The sequence below is a fragment of the Mesorhizobium sp. M0208 genome (assembly GCF_040322015.1).
GTDB lineage: Bacteria > Pseudomonadota > Alphaproteobacteria > Rhizobiales > Rhizobiaceae > Mesorhizobium.
This window is the reverse complement of sequence record NZ_JAMYSP010000045.1, coordinates 26,320-44,838: the sequence shown is the minus strand read 5'-3', so window position 1 is coordinate 44,838 and position 18,519 is coordinate 26,320. Positions and strand designations below refer to the sequence as shown.

Here is an 18,519-nt window from a genome sequence, read left to right as displayed (position 1 = left end):
GCCGACCTCTCATGAATCACGCAAAACCGCTCTTGGGAATCCTCAAAACGCTCCCAGAACTAAAAAACTGCCAAAGTAGTGCTAGGGTCAGGACTCATTGATCCAGAAGATGAAGGCTGCTGCGAAGGCGATCGCGGACAGGAAGGTATGAGCACATCGGTCGTACCTGGTGTGGATGCGCCGCCAGTCTTTGAGGCGTGCGAACATGTTCTCGATCCTGTGGCGTTGTCGGTATAGGACAGGATCGTAGCTGTGCTGAACACGATGCTTGGCATGGGGCGGGATGCATGGCGTGATACCGCGCTCGACGAGCGCCTGGCGGAAGGCTGCGGAACTGTAGGCCCGATCGGCCAGCAGGGCGTTGGCGGCGGGCAAATCCTCGATCACTGCCGCAGCAGTCTTGTGATCATTGGCCTGCCCTTCGCTCAGATGCAGCAGCCGCGGGCGTCCCTTGCCGTCACAGACCACTTGCAGCTTTGTGGTCAGTCCGCCTCGGCTGCGTCCGATACATCGGGGTAGAGCCCCTTTTTAAGTAGGCTGGCGGCAGTGCGATGCGCTTTGAGATGGGTGGCATCGATCATCAGATTGTCCGTTTCGCCGCCCTGCGCGGCCAGTTCCGCCAGGATGCGGTTGAACACACCCAGCCGACTCCAGCGGATGAAGCGGTTGTAGATAGTCTTGTGCGGACCGTAGTCGGAAGGGACATCTCGCCAGCGAAGACCATTGCGGATCACGAACAGGATGCCGCTCAGCACCCGGCGGTCATCTACACGCGGCACACCATGCGACAAAGGAAAATAGGGCTCGATCCGGCGCATCTGCTCCGGCGTCAACATCAGCAAATCACTCAAGGCGGCACCTCCTGCCACCTTGAATCACCAAACAGACATCAACTCAACAAATTAATGGGTCCTGACCCTAGCTGTGGAGCCTCAACAGGTTGTCCTCGGTAAGGCCGAGTCGACTGATAGGTGTCCTGGATTTTAGGCTGCCATGTGGCCGGTGCCAATTGTACCGATGCAACCAAATGGACAAGTCTTCGGCGCGGCATCGGGATGTCGGATAGGCGATGGCGTAAGCCCATTCCCTGAGCGCGGTCTGAATGAAGCGCTCGGCCTTGCCGTTGGTCTTGGGCGTGTATGGTTTCGTGCGGACGTGCTTGAGGCCGAGATCGCGGCAGGCCTTGGCGAAAGCTTCCGATCTGTAGCAAGGGCCGTTGTCGGTCATGACCCGGGCGACGGGGATACCGAGGCTTTCGTAGTAAGCGACCGCCGCCTTGAGAAAGGCGACGGCGCTCTCTTTGCGCTCGTTGGGCAGGATTTGCGAGAAGGCAATGCGCGAGGCGTCGTCGATGCAGACATGAACGAACTCCCAGCCGACGCCGCGCGACTTGCCTTGTTGAGGATCGCCGGTGATGCGGTGCCCAACCCGTTCAAATCGCCCGAGTTTCTTGATGTCGATATGGATCATGTCGCCGGGATGCTCGCGCTCATAACGGCGAACCGGCTCGGCCGGCTTGATATCTTTCAGCCGTGATAATCCAGCTCGCTTGAGAACTCGGCTGACAGTGGCCGGCGAGACGCCAACCTCCATGGCGATATGCTTGCCGGTTAGCCGCCTTCGAGGCAAGGCTGCAATGCGATCGGCCACGGCCTGGTCGGTCATGCCGGGAATGACGGTAGGCCGCGATGAGCGGTCAACCATACCAGCGCGGCCCTCGGCTTCGTAGCGCTCGACCCAGCGCGCCACGATCTTGGCCGAGACGCCATATGTCTGCGCGGCATCGGCTTTGGAAGAACCGCCTTCTATTACCAAAAGCGCCATCTCCTCTCGACGTAGCGGTGTGAGACGGGCATTCTTGTGGATGTTCATTCGGACCCTCCGGTGAGTGCTGAAGCGTGGTAACTCCAGTCTCCTCGGTCCGGTCCGAATGGACAACCTCCTGAAAGCTCACACCTAGCCCACTCTGGCTGCTCCAGTCTAAGTGTTCTAACTCGAGGGTGACCCTCTGGCCACTGCTGTCGCGACGTCTGAAGGAGCAGGGTCGGCCGTTCGCATTCTCAGTGTGCTCATTTTAACGGGGGGCTCTGCGGTGCCGATGGATGGGCTCCCTTGACGGGTCCTGTGGACGGCAGTTGATTCTCGCCACTTGCAAGTGGATATTGATTTCCGCATTTCAATCTCTACGGCAAAATGCAATGAATGGAGCGCAGCTCACGACGATAATTGAAATTGCAATCACTGCAGACATGATTCTATGGATGACCTAGATCGAAGGATCCTGACGGCTCTACAGAAGAACAATCGGCTTTCCTTTGCCGAACTGGCGGAATTGGTTGGTTCTTCGGCTGCGTCGTGCATGCGACGAGTGAACAAGCTGCGTAACGATGGCGTGATTGTTGCGGACATCTCGCTGGTGGATCCCAAGGCTCTTGGCAAATCGCTTACCGTTGTGGTCACGGTAGAGCTTGATCGTGAGCGTCTTGACCTTGTCGATGAATTCAAGCGCGCGATGCGCGCGGCCAAAGAGGTTACCCAGTGCTACATGGTTACGGGCGACGCCGATTTTGTGCTGATTGTCGCCGTTGAGGACGTCGAAGCCTTTGACGTTTTCGTCAAGACGAAGCTCTACACTAACCCCAATGTCCGAAAATTCCGGAGCATGATTTCGCTTGATCGTGTCAAGTTCGAACCTCGGGTTATGATCTAGTGTCGGGTGGGTCGCGGTTAAACCGTCAATCCAAGCGGTTTTTTGAAACCACCATTGCGCGTCCAGCATCAAATTGAGCTTTTTTGCCTGATTAACTGTGCAATCTAGAGGGACCCAATCGATCCCGCGTCAGACGGGCGTGAGTAGCCAACCCTTCGACGCGGGGAAAGCAAAGTATATCAGTTTAAAGAAAAAGAATGGCGCCCACTATGACACAGCTTTCATCTGCGCTTCCAACTATCGACCCGCATTACGTTGATCGACGGCGCTATCCGCACGGGATTGCGTTCATGGACGGGCAATACCTGCCGATGTCCGAGGCCAAGATCTCCGTACTTGATTGGGGTTTCCTGCACTCCGACGCAACCTACGACACGGTGCATGTCTGGAATGGCAGGTTCTTCCGGTTGGATTTGCATCTTGACCGTTTTTTTGGGGGCATTGAACGGCTGCGAATGAAGCTTCCCTACGATCGCGAGAAGATCGCTTCGATCCTTGACGATTGCGTCGTTCTGTCGGGCCACAAATCGGCGTACGTCGAGATGATTTGCACGCGCGGTTCCTCCCCGACCTTCAGCCGCGATCCCCGCCAGGCTGAGAACCGCTTCATCGCGTTTGCTGTCCCATTTGGATCGGTTGCCAACAAGGAACAGCTGGAAAGAGGCTTGCACGTCGCGATCAGCGAGACTGTTCGCATTCCGCCCAAATCGATCGATCCCGCGATCAAGAACTATCATTGGCTCGATCTTGTGAAGGGCCTGTTTGACGCCTATGACGTCGGAGCGGAGACGGCGCTGATCCTGGATACCAACGGGCACATCGCGGAGGGCCCTGGCTTCAATGTGTTCGTTGTCAAGGACGGTTCCTTGAGGACGCCCGCTTTTGGGATATTGCCAGGCATCACCCGGCGCACTGTCTTCGATCTTTGCGCCGAGATTGGGCTGTCCGCTACGGCCGCTGACATCAGCCGTGCTGAGATCAAAGCGGCTTGCGAGGTGTTCATCACGTCGACTGCCGGCGGCATCATGCCCGTGACGCGTATCGATGACGCCGCAATCGCTAGCGGGCAGGTCGGACCCATCACCCGCCGGCTGATGGATCTCTATTGGCAAAAGCACGATGATCCCGCATGGTCGACTGCTGTCATTTATCCGTGATCAGAAGCCATGCGCAGCAGCTTGGCGGACTCGTTCGCGGAGCTCTCACTGAGCTTTGTCATACAAGCTCCCGAATGAAGTGGGCCGTTCGGCGGATGTCCTCCTCGATTTGGCGGACTTCCGACCCACATACCCGACTCCTTCCACCGCTTCACCGCCGCCAGCTGTCGGAAAAAGAGCGCCCGGTCCGCGATGGTACGGCGAACGTTGCGGTACCAGGATGCCTACCTGAAAAGGTGACTGGACCGTCGCTTTTTCCTGAGATGATGCTGCCGGTTTGCTCGTGGTCACAAATCTCTGTTGGGTTGAGACGGCCTCGGATCTGGCTACGTTCGCGACGACCTACTGTTGAAGGAATCGGCAGCGGTTACAACTCGAATTGAGCATGTGGTTGCGTAGGCCGTCTTCCATACCATTCCTGCGGAGGTGCCGATGAAGAATGCATTCATTGCCCATTTGTCGGCGGAAACGGCTGTTTTGAAGTCCGCGGGACTCTACAAGTCCGAGCGGGTGATCACCTCGATGCAGTCTGCCGAAATCCAGGTTGCCGGTCAGAGAGTGTTGAATTTCTGCGCCAACAACTATCTCGGCCTCGCCGACAGCGAGGAACTTCGCGAGGCAGCCAAGGTCGCGCTCGATCGCTACGGTTACGGTATGGCTTCGGTGCGCTTCATCTGCGGCACGCAGGAGGAGCACAAGCAGCTCGAGACGCGGATCTCATCCTTCCTCGGCATGGAGGAGACGATCCTCTACGGCTCTTGTTTCGACGCCAATGGCGGGCTGTTCGAGACGCTGCTTTCCGAAGAGGACGCCGTCATTTCCGATGCGCTCAACCATGCCTCAATCATCGACGGCGTCCGGCTGTCGAAGGCAAAGCGCTTCCGCTACGCCAACAACGACATGACGGCGTTGGAAGAAGAATTGAAGAAGGCGGAAGGCAGCCGCTTCAAGCTGATCGCCACCGACGGCGTGTTCTCCATGGACGGCATCATCGCCAACCTGCGGGGCATCTGCGATCTGGCGGAAAAATACGATGCCATGGTGATGGTCGACGATAGCCACGCGGTGGGCTTCGTCGGCAAAAACGGCCGCGGTTCGGCCGAGCATTGTGGCGTCGAGGGCAGGGTGGACATCATCACCGGAACGCTTGGCAAGGCACTCGGCGGCGCCTCTGGCGGCTATACCAGCGGCAAGAGACAGGTGGTGGACTGGCTGCGACAGCGCTCGCGCCCCTATCTGTTCTCCAACACGCTCATGCCGGCGATCGCCGCTGCCTCACTCAAGGTATTGGAGCTGATCGCCGATGGCGACGAGTTGCGTCGGCGCCTATTTGGCAATGCAGAGCGTTTCCGGTCGAAAATGGGCCAACTCGGCTTTACGCTGGCCGGCGCCGACCACCCGATCATCCCGGTGATGCTGGGCGACGCGGCATCAGCGCAGGAGATGGCAACCCGCATGCTGAAGCGCGGCATCTACGTAATCGGTTTTTCCTTCCCCGTGGTGCCGAAAGGCCAGGCGCGCATCCGTACGCAGATGTCGGCCGCGCATTCGACCGAGGATATCGACCGTGCGGTGGAGGCCTTTAGGCAGGTAGGCAGGGAATTGGGGACCATCTGATGTTGAATATGGCTGAGCGCGTTTATGGCGCGCAAGGCTCATATTTTGGACTCCGCGGGGGAAAGAATATTTTCGATCATGTCTGTCGCCGCATTCTTCATCCATGGTGGGCAAGGCCATTTTGGCTCAAGATCGTCCCGGCCAAGTGATAGCCTAACTTCGAGATGCGACGGAGATCACTTCGGATGGCCTGTGTGCCGCAATACGCAAAGGCAGATCGAATAGGGATAGTGGCACTCCCGTAAAGGTGCATTGTGCCTGCTCTTCGGCCTGGACCACGCCCGTAGCGCCTTTGCCGAATGGCGGGAGGACTTCAATCCTTTCATAACACCCTTTGCGCTCCAGATGATGCGGCCCAATCTTCTCATGCATCATGATCCACGCCCTCCCGTTTTGCGGCACCCTCGCCGTCGACGTGGCCAAGCATCAGGCTGACCATCAGCATCGTCACTGATCGGCGCGCCTCGGCCGGCTTGCCATTGCGGCGTCTGCACCGTGTCGGCGCCGTTCGGCTTCGAGAACAGATCGAACTGGTATGTCGTGGGTTGGCGCGGCATGGACATCTCCCCGATTCGCGTGACAGCCCAATGCTGCGCCCATCTCCGGCGTTGCGATGGGCCCCCCGTGTCGTGGAGCAGTTTCGCTAGGGTGCCCAGCGCGGCAGGGTAGACGTGCGGAGCAGTCGTGATGCGCCAGCTCGCGCTGAGGGCTCCTATCGACCGGGAACCTCCAGCCAGCGACCTGATACCCGGCCACAAAGACTGCAGCGGAAAGCCTCGGCTTCGTTCTTGTCGATCATTTCATGAACACGGACCTCGCGACCCGCCCAAGGATGCCATGGATAGAGAAGCTCGCGCTCCGGGCTGGTTCCGTGGGTGTTCGCCTATGAGGTCATTACCGCAACGGGCTCCGACGCTGTGCTGATGGAAGGCTCCGCGCCTCCGCCGGTTGCTCAACCCGCGCCAAGAGGCGTAACAAAGCGGCCAAGGCTCTAATCGCCGCTTGATGACAGTTCAGTGGCAGGTCAACTACGGCCAGAAAAGTGCAGGGGAATACAATCGACGCAGAAGAAATCCGTTGCGGCATCGGCCTTCTTTCTGGGCGAGAACCTGCAGCCTGGCCGGAAGCGTGATCTCCGTGACAGCTTCATACCACCGTCTGCGCCCGGAAGATAAGCTTCCGCGCCAGGGAGCCGGAGATATTTCATATCCCGCCGCTCTGTGGCGTCTCTATTTCAGCAGTCGCTGCATTTTGGCGAAAATTATGCTTGGCCCGGTGCTACCAATTTCAAATTGCACCACCCGATCAGGCGCTTGTTGAAAACGACAAGAAGTCCCTGGCTGATGGCACCCGCAAAAGCTCAAAAAACCGCGCGACTCAATCGCGTCTAGAACTCGAAAGGGGAACAGGAACATGGCAATCTCTCGACGCAATCTCATCAAAATGAGCATGGCCGCCGGAGCGGCGTTATCAAGCCCGTCTATCCTGCGGGCGCAGACAACCCCGCGCGACGCGCAAACAGTCCGTTTTGCCACGGGTGATCTCACCGTTTTCGATCCGATCTTTACGACGACTGACGGCACCCAAGCTCATGGCCTTGCCATCTACGACACCCTGTTCGCGCTTGACTCTGCGCTGAAGCCCCAGCCGCAAATGGTGGCGAAATGGGAAGTTTCCGCCGATAAGAAAACCTATACTTTTGAGCTTCGCGATGGACTGGGCTGGCACGATGGCACGCCTGTTACCGCAGCCGACTGCGTGGCCTCGATCCGCCGCTGGGGACAGGCAGCTACCGGCGGACAAGTGCTCATGGAGCGTGCCAAGGATATTTCAAAGAAAGACGACAAGAGCTTCACAATTATACTCAAGGAACCCTTAGGGATATTGATTGATATGCTGGGGGGAGTCGCTGCTCCGGTTCCGTTCATTATGCGTGAAAAGGATGCGGGCCACCCCGCAACCGAGCAGGTGACCACGAACATTGGGTCGGGACCGTTCAAGTTTAATGAAGCCCTTGCCAGACCGGGCGCGAGCTTCACCTATGATAGAAATGAAAAGTACGTACCGCGCAACGAGCCGTCGGACCGACTCGCCGGCGGAAAAATTGTCAAGGTCGATCGCGTCATTTGGAACAATATCGCCGATCAGCAGACTGCCTTAGCGGCGTTGCAAGCAGGCGAGGTTGATCTACAAACATACGCGCCTGCTGATCTTTACGGTGTAATTGAGAGTGACCCCAATCTGGTGCTGCAGGTTTTAAATAAGTCGGGCAACGACCTGGGTCTACGCATGAATCATCTGCAGAAGCCCTTCGACAACGTGAAGGCACGCCAAGCCATGCTTCACCTCATCGACCAGGACGCTTTCTTGGGCGTTATGGCTCCCGATCCGAGGTTCGGCCGACCGGTCACTTCAATATTCGGGAACAGCACGCCCTATTCCAACGACGAAAACACCGGCTGGTTCAAGAAGGGCGGCGACCCGGAAAAAGCCAAGCAACTGTTCAAGGAGGCGGGATACGCCGGTGAGAAGGTCGTCATTCTCGATCCCACGAGCTGGGCGCAAGGCCACGCCGCGTCCCAGCTTTTGGCGATCACGCTGCAGAAGATCGGTATCAATGCCGAACTTGCACCGAGCGACTGGGGCGGGGTTGTCGCCCGCCGGGCCAACAAAGGTCCGGTTGAAAGCGGCGGCTGGAACATTTTCATCACGGACGATCCTGACTACGTCCAAGGCGACCCGATTACGGCGGTCTTCCCCAACGCGGGCGATCATGCCTGGTTCGGATGGCCGAAGAGCGACGAATATGAAGCACTTAGAGCCAAGTGGCCGGATGTGACGACCCTGGAGGAACGGAAGGCCTTGGCGCGCCAAATGCAACGTGTTTGGTGGGATTTCGTCGGCGATGTCAGACTAGGCCAGATTGTGAGCCCAATTGCGCGTCGCAAGACGCTAACTGGCCTCATCGAGGTACCGACGATATATTTCCCGATGTGGAACATGCAGAAAGCCTCCGCTTAATGGTAGAGTACATCCTGCGTAGAATGGTTTCGACCATCGCCGTCATGGCGATGGTCGGGATCTTTGTTTTCATGCTTCTCAGGTTGGCGCCCGGAGACCCGGCGGCAATCATGGCCGGCAAGTCGGCCACGGCGGAGATGATCGCCGGCATTCGGGAAAAGCTGGGCCTAAACGATCCTCTGCCAGTACAGTTCATACGCTGGGTGCGCGACATGCTTCGTGGTGATTTCGGCAATTCGATCTTTGCCGGGCGACCGGTTCTCGATCTCATCTCGCAGCGGCTGGAGCCGACGCTTTCTCTGTCGAGCCTGACGATGATCCTTGCAGTGACGGTCGGGGTCTCCTTCGGCATCCTTGCCGCGTGGCGAACTGGTGGGCTCGTTGACCGCCTCCTCGCGGCCTTTTCGGCACTCGGTTATTCCGTCCCCGTCTTTGTTATCGGCTATTTCCTGATATATTTCTTCGCCGTCAGGACACACTGGCTACCGGTCCAGGGCTATGCGCCGATCAATGGCGGCCTCGGGCCTTGGTTTGTGCACCTGATCCTTCCCACCGTGGCTCTTAGTCTTGCCTACATTGCATTCATTGCCCGAGTTACGCGGGCGAGCATGATCGAGGTGCTGTCGGAAGACTATATGCGAACGGCCGCTGCCAAGGGCGCTTCGTCCTATGCCATGCTTTTCCACCATGCCTTGAAGAATGCCGGCGTCCCCATCCTGACCGTCATTGGCATAAGCTTCGCCTATCTGATCGGCGGCGTCGTCCTCACTGAAACGGTGTTCAACATCCCCGGTATCGGTCGTCTGGTCGTCGATGCGATCAACAATCGCGACTATCCCATCATCCAGAGCGTGCTCATCCTGACTTCAGGTCTGTACGTCTTGATCAACCTCGCGGTCGATCTGGCCTATACGCTGATCGATCCCCGGATCCGGTACTGATATGACGCTCATCTCCGCACCAGTTGAAGCCGTGCCGATGGGTCGGCTGCTGCTATCCGATCTTCCCCGTCTCGCAAGGCGGAACCCCCTGGTCCTGGCCGGCGGCGGCCTGTTGGCGCTCCTGATCATCCTGGCGCTCGCCGCCCCGCTTTACGCCGGCGATCCGGTGAACATGGATCCATTCAAGCGCCTCCAGCCGCCTTCCGCCGCGATGTGGTTCGGGAGCGACAATCTGGGCCGGGATGTGTTTGCGCGAACCATCTTCGGCGCCCGGATCTCCCTCATGGTCGGATTGCTGTCGGCGGCGTGCGCGGCTCTTGCTGGGCTTTTGATCGGTGTCATCGCCGGCTACAGCCGCAGCTTCGACAACGTCGTCATGCGGGTCATGGATGGCCTGATGTCGATCCCGACGATCCTGCTGGCGATTGCCCTCATCTCGCTGACCGGGCCAGGCATTGGCATCCTCATCGTTGCCATCGCAATCCCAGAGACGCCGGCCGTCGCGCGGCTGGTTCGCTCGGTGGTTCTGGGTGTTCGCGAGCGTCCCTACGTGGAGGCCGCGCTCTGCGGCGGCGCGCGCCTACCGAAAGTACTGTGGCGACATATTCTGCCGAGCACCGTTCCGGCGCTCATGGTGCAGGGCGCTACCGTCTGCGCCAGCGCGATACTGACAGAGGCGGGGCTGAGCTTCCTCGGCGTGGGCGTGCCCCCCGAGATTCCGAGCTGGGGCAACATGATCGCCAGTTCCCGCCTGTACCTTGCCATCGCCCCATTGACGATCTTCGCCCCCGGTGTCTGCCTTGCCGTCACCGTCCTTGCCGTCAACCTGCTCGGGGACGGCCTTCGCGACATGTTCGATCCCCGCTCAAAGCGGAGACGCTGACATGCTGATGCGAGAATCTGCAGACGATGATGTGCTTCTCGACGTTCGCGACCTTGAGACGCACTTTTACGGCGAAGAAAGCGTCACCCGTGCCTTGGGCGGCATCAGCTTCCAGGTGAAAAAAGGCGAGACGCTCGGCGTCGTTGGCGAATCGGGATGCGGCAAGAGCGTCACCGCCCTCTCCATTCTTCGCCTGCTGCCGAAGCTGAACGCCAGGACCGTCGGCGGCGAGGTCCGCTTTCACGGACGCGACCTCCTTGAGGTGTCCGATCGGGAGATGCGCCATATCCGCGGTGACCAAATTGCTATGATCTTCCAGGAGCCGATGACGAGCCTGAACCCGGTCTATACGGTCGGCCACCAGATCGCAGAGGCGGTGCAGATCCATACGAAAGCGTCCCGCTCGGTGGCCATGGCAAAGGCCGAAGAGATGCTTCGTCTCGTTCGCATCGCGGACCCCGAGCGTCGCGTTTACAACTATCCTCATGAAATGTCGGGCGGGATGCGTCAGCGTGCCATGATCGCCATGGCCCTGGCCTGCTCGCCGGAATTATTGATCGCCGACGAGCCGACGACCGCGCTTGACGTTACTATCCAGGCGCAGATCCTGCGGCTCATCGTTGACCTGAAAGAGCGCACAGGAACGGCCGTCATGTTCATCACGCATGATCTGGGCGTTGTAGCCGAGACATGCCAACGCGTGATTGTGATGTATGCTGGCCGGATCGTCGAGCAGGCGAACGTAATAGATCTTTTTGCGCGTCCGGCCCATCCCTATACCCAGGGCCTCATGCGATCAGTGCCTGATCCGCAACGCGGCCGCCAGCGCCGCCTTCCGGAAATCCCCGGCATCGTGCCAAGTCTGCGCGAGCCCATTGTGGGCTGCAGTTTTGCGCCGCGCTGCCCGTTCGCTATCGACATTTGTCGCGAAAAGACGCCCGTCCTGCGTGATGTCGGGTCCAGCCACGCCGCAGCTTGCTGGCGCGCCGAAGAGGTGATGGGCGCATGAGTGGTCCTCTGCTGAAAGTCGAGAACCTGACCAAGCACTACCCGCTTGGTTCGGGAATCTTCAAGAAAAGTATTTCGGTGATCCGGGCGGTGGAGGATGTATCCTTTTCCGTCGAGGCGGGCGAGACGCTTTGCATCGTCGGCGAATCCGGTTGCGGCAAGTCCACCGTCGCGCGGCTCCTGATGCGGCTCGTCGAGCCGACGGGCGGACGCGTGCTGATCGACGGGACCGATATTGCGGGCCTCAAGAAGGACGCGCTTCACGCCTGGCGCCGTCGGATGCAGATGGTCTTTCAGGATCCTTACTCATCGCTGAATCCGCGCCTCACTGCCGGACAAATTATTACTGAGCCGGTCGAGAACTTTGAACGTCTCAGCCGAAGGCAGCGTCAGGCACTTGCCGGGGACCTTCTTCGAAAAGTCGGAATGTCGCCCGAGATGATGCACAGGCTCCCGTCCGAATTGTCAGGCGGTCAGCGCCAGCGGCTCGGCATTGCACGCGCCCTGTCGCTCAACCCCTCTCTTATCATCGCCGACGAAGCGGTTTCAGCCCTTGATGTCTCCGTGCAGGCGCAGATTCTGAATCTGCTTCTGGACCTCCAGCAGCAGATGGGCATCGCTTTCGTCTTCATCTCGCACGACCTTGGCGTCGTGGAGCATATCGCGCATCGCGTTGCCGTCATGTACCTGGGGCGGATCGTGGAGCTCGCCCCGAGCGAGGCGCTATTCGCGAAACCGGTCCATCCCTACACCGAGGCGCTGATCGCGGCAGCTCCGGTGCCGGACCCGACGCGAGTGCGGCTGGAGGTACCCGTCGAAGGCGAGGTGCCGAGCCCGATCAATCCGCCGACCGGATGCGCATTTCACCCGCGCTGCCCGCTTGCAGTCGAGCGTTGCCGCATCGAGGTCCCGCCCTTGGTGCCGATGAAGGACGGGCGGGTGGTGGCCTGTCATGTGCGCGCTCCGGCCGCGGGCATTCCGGGACAGCCGGATATGGTGGGCAGCGCTCGACTCGCACAAGTGGTAGAGCCACACGGTTCGGCGTTCTAGGCATCGGAAAAACGCAGATACGGCGACAGCCAAAATCGCAGTTGTGAAAAGTAGGGGATCATGGAGAGAGAGGCGCACCAGAACAGACACCATCCAATCCATCAGGATGGAGGCTTTGATACCATCGGTTCAATTGCCACAAACGTCGAAGACGGCTTTACGATCGCTGCAGTTGGCGACCTTCTGTACGCGCGGCCAGTAACTAACGGCCATTATCCGGGCTTGGCCGATGTTCTCAAGATATTTCAGGGATCCGATGTTACTTTTGGCAACTTGGAAACCAACATCTTAGATGTTCAATCCAAAGGATGCCCGCAGGCGGAGTACGGCGGGGCCTATTGCATCAGCCACCCGGAGCTGGGATTTGACTTGAGGGCCATGGGCTTCAACATGGTCAGTCGTGCAAACAACCATACGCTCGACTGGGGCGTTGAAGGCATGCGTGAGACGAGCCGCGCGCTTGATAGGAACGGGATCATCCATGCGGGCGCCGGCGAGAATCTCGCACAAGCCGGCGCCGCTCGCTTCATGGAGACGCCACGCGGGCGTGTGGCGATGATGTCATTTGCCTCGACGTTCGGACGCATCGCTCGTGCATGCGATCCGGCAGGCGAGGCACACGGCAGGCCAGGTCTAAACCCCCTTCGTCTCACGAAGAGCATCATAGTTCCGCCGGAGATGCTCGAGACCTTGAGACAGGTGCGCGAAATGCTACCAGGCGACAAACCCGCCGTGATGGATCCAAGCCGGGTGGTACTCGGCGGCGTCACCTACAAAGCAGGTAACAAAGCCCACTACAGCTTCGAACCTAATCCGCTTGATGTCGCCAACATCCTGCGGAACGTTCGTCAGGGTAAGCAGTTCTCCGACTTCTGCATCGCCACGAACCACGGACACGAACCGGGGGAATGGAGCTTGGAGCCAGCTGACTACGAACAATCTTTTGCCCGCAACCTTATTGATGCCGGAGCGGACTCATACATCGTGCACGGACCGCATGTATTGCGAGGCATCGAGATCTACAAAGGACGACCTATTTTTTACAGCCTGGGGAATTTTTTCTGTCAGGACCTACGGACGCCAGTAGGCGCTGACATGTATGAGGTTTACGGCAAGGATCCGCGGGTCGATACGGACGCCGAGGTGACGGTCGACGAGGTGGCAAAAGGATACCCGACGGCAGAAGGATTAGTCGGACCCCAATCTGGCCAAGAATTTTATGAAAGCATTGTTGCCGTCAGCCGCTTTGAGCAGAATCAGCTTGCTGAATTGAAGTTGATTCCGATCGAGCTCCGTCACTCGATGCGGTTTGCCAACCGGGGAGTACCGCGCCTCGCTTCCCCTGCGCTGGCAGTGACCATCCTGGAGCGCCTACGGAAGCTCTCGAAGCCATTTGGGACCCAGATCGAGATTGAGAACGGCGTTGGATTCATCCGACCGCCGCTCGGCTAGATTTGGTCAAGGGACGGAACGGTCAATTTTTTCGGCCGTCCCTGAGCACTGGTTGCCAGACTAACCGCGCGCTTCAGGGCTCGCGACCTTAACGTGGCGCGGGTTCTACGAATAAATCGTCAGTGGATGGAAAACAAGTCATGAGTCGTCGTATCGTGGTTGTCGGGGGCGGAGTGGTCGGTTGCAGCGTCGCCTGGCACCTGGCGGATGCGGGCGCGGGCGACATTGTATTGCTGGAGCGCGAACAACTGGGCTCCGGCACAACCTGGCATTCGGCTGGTAACATTACTTGGAGTCCGGTACCCAGTCATGACTCCAGTGTGCTCTACGCCTTTGATACAATAGAGAGACTTGAGCGAGAAACCGGGCAAAGCACCGGGTGGCTAAAGACCGGGCGCTTGTATCTCGCTCAAGACGCCGAGGCCATACGCAAGTATGAATCTTATCATCGTAAAGCAACAATGCGGGGCATCGAGGCGCGCATGCTATCGCGCGAGGAAGCCGGTCGCCTGCATCCTCTGCTCGATCCCGCATCCGCTGCGCTCTTCTGGCTCAATCCTCTTTCCGGCCGCGTCAATCCTGCCGATCTTACCGCTGCTTATGCGCGCGGCGCTCGGCAACGCGGAGCTCGTATCGTTGAGAATTGTAGGGCAACCGGACTTGAAATCAGAAGCGGCCGCATTGTCGGTGTTAGCACATCGACCGGCCCGATCGCCGCAGATGCCGTCGTTGTCGCGGGTGGGCTGTGGTCCCGCCTACTGCTGGCGTCCAGCGGTATCGCCCTACCTCAATGGTCCGTCGAGCATTTCTACGTCATCGCAGACGTAACACCGCGATTAGCCGCATCAACTCCATCCATCTTGATGTCCGAGCGCCGGATGTACGGTCGCGAGGAGGCGGGCGGCATGCTTGTCGGTTTCTTCGATGAGAACGCCAAGACGATTGATGCAGCCACCCTACCCGATCCTTTCGCCTTCACCCTGTTCAATCCCGACTGGGACAAGTTAGCCCCGTATTTCGAGAGTGCGATGGAGATTTTCCCAGTTTTGGCAGACGCACCCATCCGCCGTTTCATCAATGGTCCCGAATCATTCACCCCAGATGGTTCACCGTTGATCGGGCCCTGGCCGGATGTCGAAAGACTCTTCATTTGCACGGCTATGCATTCCGAAGGCGTCACTTGGTCGGCAATGGCAGGGCGCCTCACCGCCGAGCTCGTCACGGAGGCGAAGCCGAGCTTTGACACATCTCACTGCGCCCCCGCTCGCTTCGGCAGCAAGGCCGCCGACACTGCTTGGCTTGAGCGACAGATCTCGCAACATGCTACGGATCCTGCTCAGCGCTTAGACTGATCTGCCAATCTGGAGTGGCTCGCAATCCACATGGGTTGCTCAATGAGCGAGCCATTGGAGTTTGGTGACTTAGGAAGGCAACAACGGTCGAAGGAGTCTCCCATCACATGGAGCCGCAAGGGACGCACGAGCTATACGCGCAATCGCTCCAAAATGATAAAATACTGCGGAAAATGTGTTTACATTTGTATCGGTTTTCGGGACTGGACAACAATGGCGGTTGAACGAATTTCATGAAACATGTTGGAATACTCGCACACAGTGCAGAAGGCTCATCACTCTGCTACTTGACACTTTGCCACGCTGGGTCCTCGAAGCTCGGTGATCATATGCACCCCGATATTACCATGAGCACAATCCCCATGGGGCTCAGTATGTCGGATTGGGAGCAGGAGAATTTGGTCCCCATACGGGCAAGGCTTGTTAAGTCTGCCGAGCGCTTAAGTGCGGCAGGATGTGATTTCTTCGTATGTCCTGACAATACTGCCCATCTCGCTCTTGAATCGAACGGTCCAGAATTACAGCTGCCAGGACTTCACATCGCCGATGTTGTCACCACAGAGGCAAGAAGACAGGGATATCGGAAGCTTGGGATTTTGGGTACGAAATGGACGATGACTAAGCCAATGTATTTCGAGGCTGCACAGAGAAAGGGACTTCAGGCTGTAGCTCCCAATGAGATGGATAGGCGTTATATCAACGAGGTTATCTTTTCCGAACTTTGTAAGGGAGTGTTCACAGACGTGGCCCGAGCGAAGCATGTACGGATCATCGACAGTCTCAAGGCGTCCGGATGTGAGGCAATCGTCCTAGGATGCACTGAAATTCCATTACTTATATCGTCTGAGTCGTCGCCACTTCCAACGCTAGACTCTACGCGTCTGCTTGCCCATTACGCACTTGAGGTCGCGCTAGGCGCACAAGATCTTCCGAATTGGCGCGGCGGTCCGGCGAACTGATGTTTTTGGGCGTTTACCCTTCGCTCACCCCCGGCGGGGGGATCGGCTTTGGCCCATGCGCAGAGATGTTCGGGAAGCGCTCAATGTTCAAAGGAAGGCACTTCGATCGATTCGTGGCCGGCGCTGACATGTTCGATGTGTACGACAAGGATCCAAGAGTTCACACGGACGCCGAGGTGACGTCGATGAGGTGGCAAAAGGGTATCCCACAGCAGAGGGACTCGTTGGCTCTCAATCCGATGCGGTTTTCTATGAGAGCGTTGTCGCCGTCAGCCGCTATGAAGACAATCAGCCTGCTGAGTTGCGGCTCTATCCTATCGAGCTCGGACGCTCGAAAAGATTTGCCAACCGAGGCGTGCCGCGGCTCGCCCCCCAACCGCAAGCAAAAGCTATCCTCGAGCGCTTGCAGACGCTTTCCAAGCCCTTTGGGACCCAAATCGAGATTGACAACTGTGTTGGGTTCATCCGGCTGCAGCCGGGCTCGGCCTAACGGGACATGGAGCATTTATGCCCGTGGCTTGCTGGCGCCTCCCGGAACTCCGCGTCCCCTGATCCTGCTCCGGCTCGCCCGGGTAGCTTCATGATAACGTCACAGAGAACGAAGGCCAAATATGTCCAGAAACACGATTTCCCGCGTCCACGCTAAGGGCGACGCCTTCTCCATAGGCTTCGCGGTCGGGCGCGCCTGCGCCGCCGCTGGCTCCCTTGAACGCACTTTTGGCAGCGAGCTGTACCGCGCCCTGGACGCCCGCTGGCGCGGATCGGAATATCTGAAGACGCTAGAATCCGCCGCCCGTGGAGTATATCCCCGCTATGTGCGCGAGATCGAGGGAATCGCTGCAGGCCTTCATCAGGATTTTGAAACTGTCTTCCTCTGGAACTGCATGGGCGACCTGCGGCTTCCGGAGGGTGTCTCGCCGGCGACGAAAATCATCGCGGAGACGGGCTGCACCTCGCTCCTGATTCCGGCGAAAGGGGACGGCCCGGCGATACTCGCGCATAACGAGGATGGCGAGGCGGAGTTTCTCGGCGCCTGTCTCTGGGTCGAGGCCGAGCCCGACGAGGGCCCGGCTTGGAGCAGCTTCACGTATCCCGGCATGCTGTCGGGCGATTTCGGCCTGAACCAAGCCGGCATAGTCCAGGCTATGAACAACATCACACCTAACGATCTTCAGCCAGGCGTGCCGCGGCACATCATAATCCGCGCGACGATGGATGCGAAAGGGTTGGACGAAGCGATCGAAATCTTGAAACGTAAGGACCGCGCCAGCGGCTACCATCACAATCTCGGTGAGGCGAAAACGCGTCGGCTTGTATCTGTTGAGGCTCCGGCTTCAGGCTGCGCCGTTCGAGAGGTCTGGTTGCCCCGAGCCCACGCGAATCACATGCTTTACGGGGAATTCGACGGCCTGAAGCAGACGATCAACCCTTCTTCGCGTAACCGCCAGGAGGCGGCGGACCGAATGATCGCGGAAGGCGCGCTCGCGAACGGCGCGGAGGCTGTGCTCTTCGATGAGACCGCCCCGATCTATAAGAACCGACAAGACGAAGACTCCCAGACCCTCGCCATGGGCGTCTTCGAGCTTTTCCCTGACCGCGTCGAATGGCGCGTGCACGCCGCTCCCGAGGAGCGCAACGCGTTAAGCGGAACGATGCGGGTCGTGTAGTCCGCTGCCGCTGCGCCGCATCTTCTGCGCGACGTATTTAATTAGGTAGCAACCGGTTCTGTCGCAGGGGCTCTCAGAGTTCCTTTGGGGATAGGCTTCGAGACGACCACCCCCGCGAAGTCTCTTGCTCCGCGAAATCGGCCATTGAACGATGCGCTTTTGTTAGGGAATGGTCATTGACAACGCACTGCCTGTAGGGACCCGGGCTTCCACGCGCCGAGGCAAGTGCCAGTGGTGCGGTGAATTCACATTCCGGAGCAATGCGATGGGGCATGTGCCGACGTCGTGGCTAGTCCGCAGCGACTAAAAGCGCCTACTTCGAAAAGCTCTTTCGCTTTGCCAGCTTGCCGCTGGTGACCGACCTTCGGTTTGTCCGTTGGACCAGTTCGGTGGTCGCCGCGGACAGCTATGCTATCTGTCATCCACAGCAGGCTGGCTACATTTCAAACCGCAGTGCTTTTTCTCCTCCACATTTCAGCAGGCAGCGCAGATTGGCGCAAATCCCTCTCTCTCATGCGTCATCATCCGCAAGTTCGTTGGATCAAGAATTCTACGGCGATTGAACGAAATGAAAAATTGACGTTTGATTGTCATCCCGCGCTCAAAATCGAAATCAATTCAGGCCGGCCGTCCTTTTGCCACCAGAGCGCGGCTCGGGAACGACATCGAAACGGCTCGGCGGAATGTGTCTAAAGGGCTAAT

General features: G+C 58.5%; 14 protein-coding genes and 1 pseudogene. 13 read left to right on the top strand and 2 right to left on the bottom strand.

Translation table 11 applies throughout. The annotated features are described in order from the left end of the window. Positions 1-87: 87 nt before the first annotated feature. Together NKJ17_RS29440 and NKJ17_RS29435 are read right to left on the bottom strand one after the other, a co-directional pair. Positions 88-851, bottom strand: a protein-coding gene (locus NKJ17_RS29440) for an IS5 family transposase (protein WP_352691270.1) whose coding sequence is annotated in 2 segments (ribosomal slippage) — positions 88-518 and positions 518-851 — 765 coding nt in all. Because the reading frame shifts where the segments join, the coding sequence is not laid out codon by codon here. A 67-nt stretch (positions 852-918) separates the two neighbouring features. After that, entirely contained in the window at positions 919-1,872 is a 954-nt protein-coding gene (locus NKJ17_RS29435; protein WP_352691268.1) for an IS481 family transposase, read from the bottom strand. A gap of 385 nt (positions 1,873-2,257) precedes the next feature. Here NKJ17_RS29435 and NKJ17_RS29430 point away from each other — a divergent pair, with 385 nt between their 5' ends. From NKJ17_RS29430 to NKJ17_RS29370, 13 genes and pseudogenes are all read left to right on the top strand, one after another. Next, on the top strand, positions 2,258-2,710 hold the full coding sequence (locus tag NKJ17_RS29430; protein WP_352691266.1) for an Lrp/AsnC family transcriptional regulator: 453 nt from the start codon (positions 2,258-2,260) through the stop codon (positions 2,708-2,710). A gap of 290 nt (positions 2,711-3,000) precedes the next feature. Further along, positions 3,001-3,867, top strand: coding sequence for an aminotransferase class IV (locus tag NKJ17_RS29425; protein ID WP_502906582.1), 867 nt, complete (start codon positions 3,001-3,003; stop codon positions 3,865-3,867). A 432-nt stretch (positions 3,868-4,299) separates the two neighbouring features. Beyond that, on the top strand, positions 4,300-5,484 hold the full coding sequence (locus NKJ17_RS29420) for a glycine C-acetyltransferase (protein WP_352691262.1): 1,185 nt from the start codon (positions 4,300-4,302) through the stop codon (positions 5,482-5,484). Between the two features lie 1,413 nt (positions 5,485-6,897). Next, a complete protein-coding gene (locus NKJ17_RS29415) occupies positions 6,898-8,505 on the top strand; it encodes an ABC transporter substrate-binding protein (RefSeq protein WP_352691260.1) in 1,608 nt (535 codons plus the stop codon). Then, positions 8,505-9,446, top strand: coding sequence for an ABC transporter permease (locus tag NKJ17_RS29410; RefSeq protein ID WP_352691257.1), 942 nt, complete (start codon positions 8,505-8,507; stop codon positions 9,444-9,446). Before NKJ17_RS29415 ends, NKJ17_RS29410 begins: the two co-directional genes overlap by 1 nt. Before the next feature lies 1 nt (position 9,447). After that, positions 9,448-10,329 (top strand): ABC transporter permease, encoded by an 882-nt coding sequence (locus NKJ17_RS29405; protein ID WP_352691255.1) that lies wholly within the window; start codon positions 9,448-9,450, stop codon positions 10,327-10,329. Between the two features lie 7 nt (positions 10,330-10,336). Then, on the top strand, positions 10,337-11,338 hold the full coding sequence (locus tag NKJ17_RS29400) for an ABC transporter ATP-binding protein (protein WP_502906583.1): 1,002 nt from the start codon (positions 10,337-10,339) through the stop codon (positions 11,336-11,338). Then, complete coding sequence (locus tag NKJ17_RS29395; RefSeq protein WP_352691252.1) at positions 11,335-12,387, top strand: ABC transporter ATP-binding protein; 1,053 nt, start codon at positions 11,335-11,337, stop codon at positions 12,385-12,387. The genes NKJ17_RS29400 and NKJ17_RS29395 overlap by 4 nt, the downstream gene beginning before the upstream one ends. A 60-nt stretch (positions 12,388-12,447) precedes the next feature. After that, on the top strand, positions 12,448-13,839 hold the full coding sequence (locus tag NKJ17_RS29390) for a CapA family protein (RefSeq protein WP_352691250.1): 1,392 nt from the start codon (positions 12,448-12,450) through the stop codon (positions 13,837-13,839). 140 nt (positions 13,840-13,979) lie between these two features. Next, positions 13,980-15,191, top strand: coding sequence for an NAD(P)/FAD-dependent oxidoreductase (locus tag NKJ17_RS29385; protein ID WP_352691248.1), 1,212 nt, complete (start codon positions 13,980-13,982; stop codon positions 15,189-15,191). 233 nt (positions 15,192-15,424) lie between these two features. Next, positions 15,425-16,150, top strand: coding sequence for an aspartate/glutamate racemase family protein (locus tag NKJ17_RS29380; RefSeq protein ID WP_352691246.1), 726 nt, complete (start codon positions 15,425-15,427; stop codon positions 16,148-16,150). 107 nt (positions 16,151-16,257) lie between these two features. After that, positions 16,258-16,640 (top strand): annotated as a pseudogene (locus NKJ17_RS29375) (CapA family protein); the annotation flags it as partial. A 121-nt stretch (positions 16,641-16,761) separates the two neighbouring features. Further along, positions 16,762-17,817 carry a C45 family autoproteolytic acyltransferase/hydrolase gene (locus NKJ17_RS29370; protein ID WP_352691245.1) on the top strand — a complete coding sequence of 352 codons (1,056 nt, stop codon included), beginning with the start codon at positions 16,762-16,764 and terminating at the stop codon, positions 17,815-17,817. Positions 17,818-18,519 lie beyond the last annotated feature (702 nt).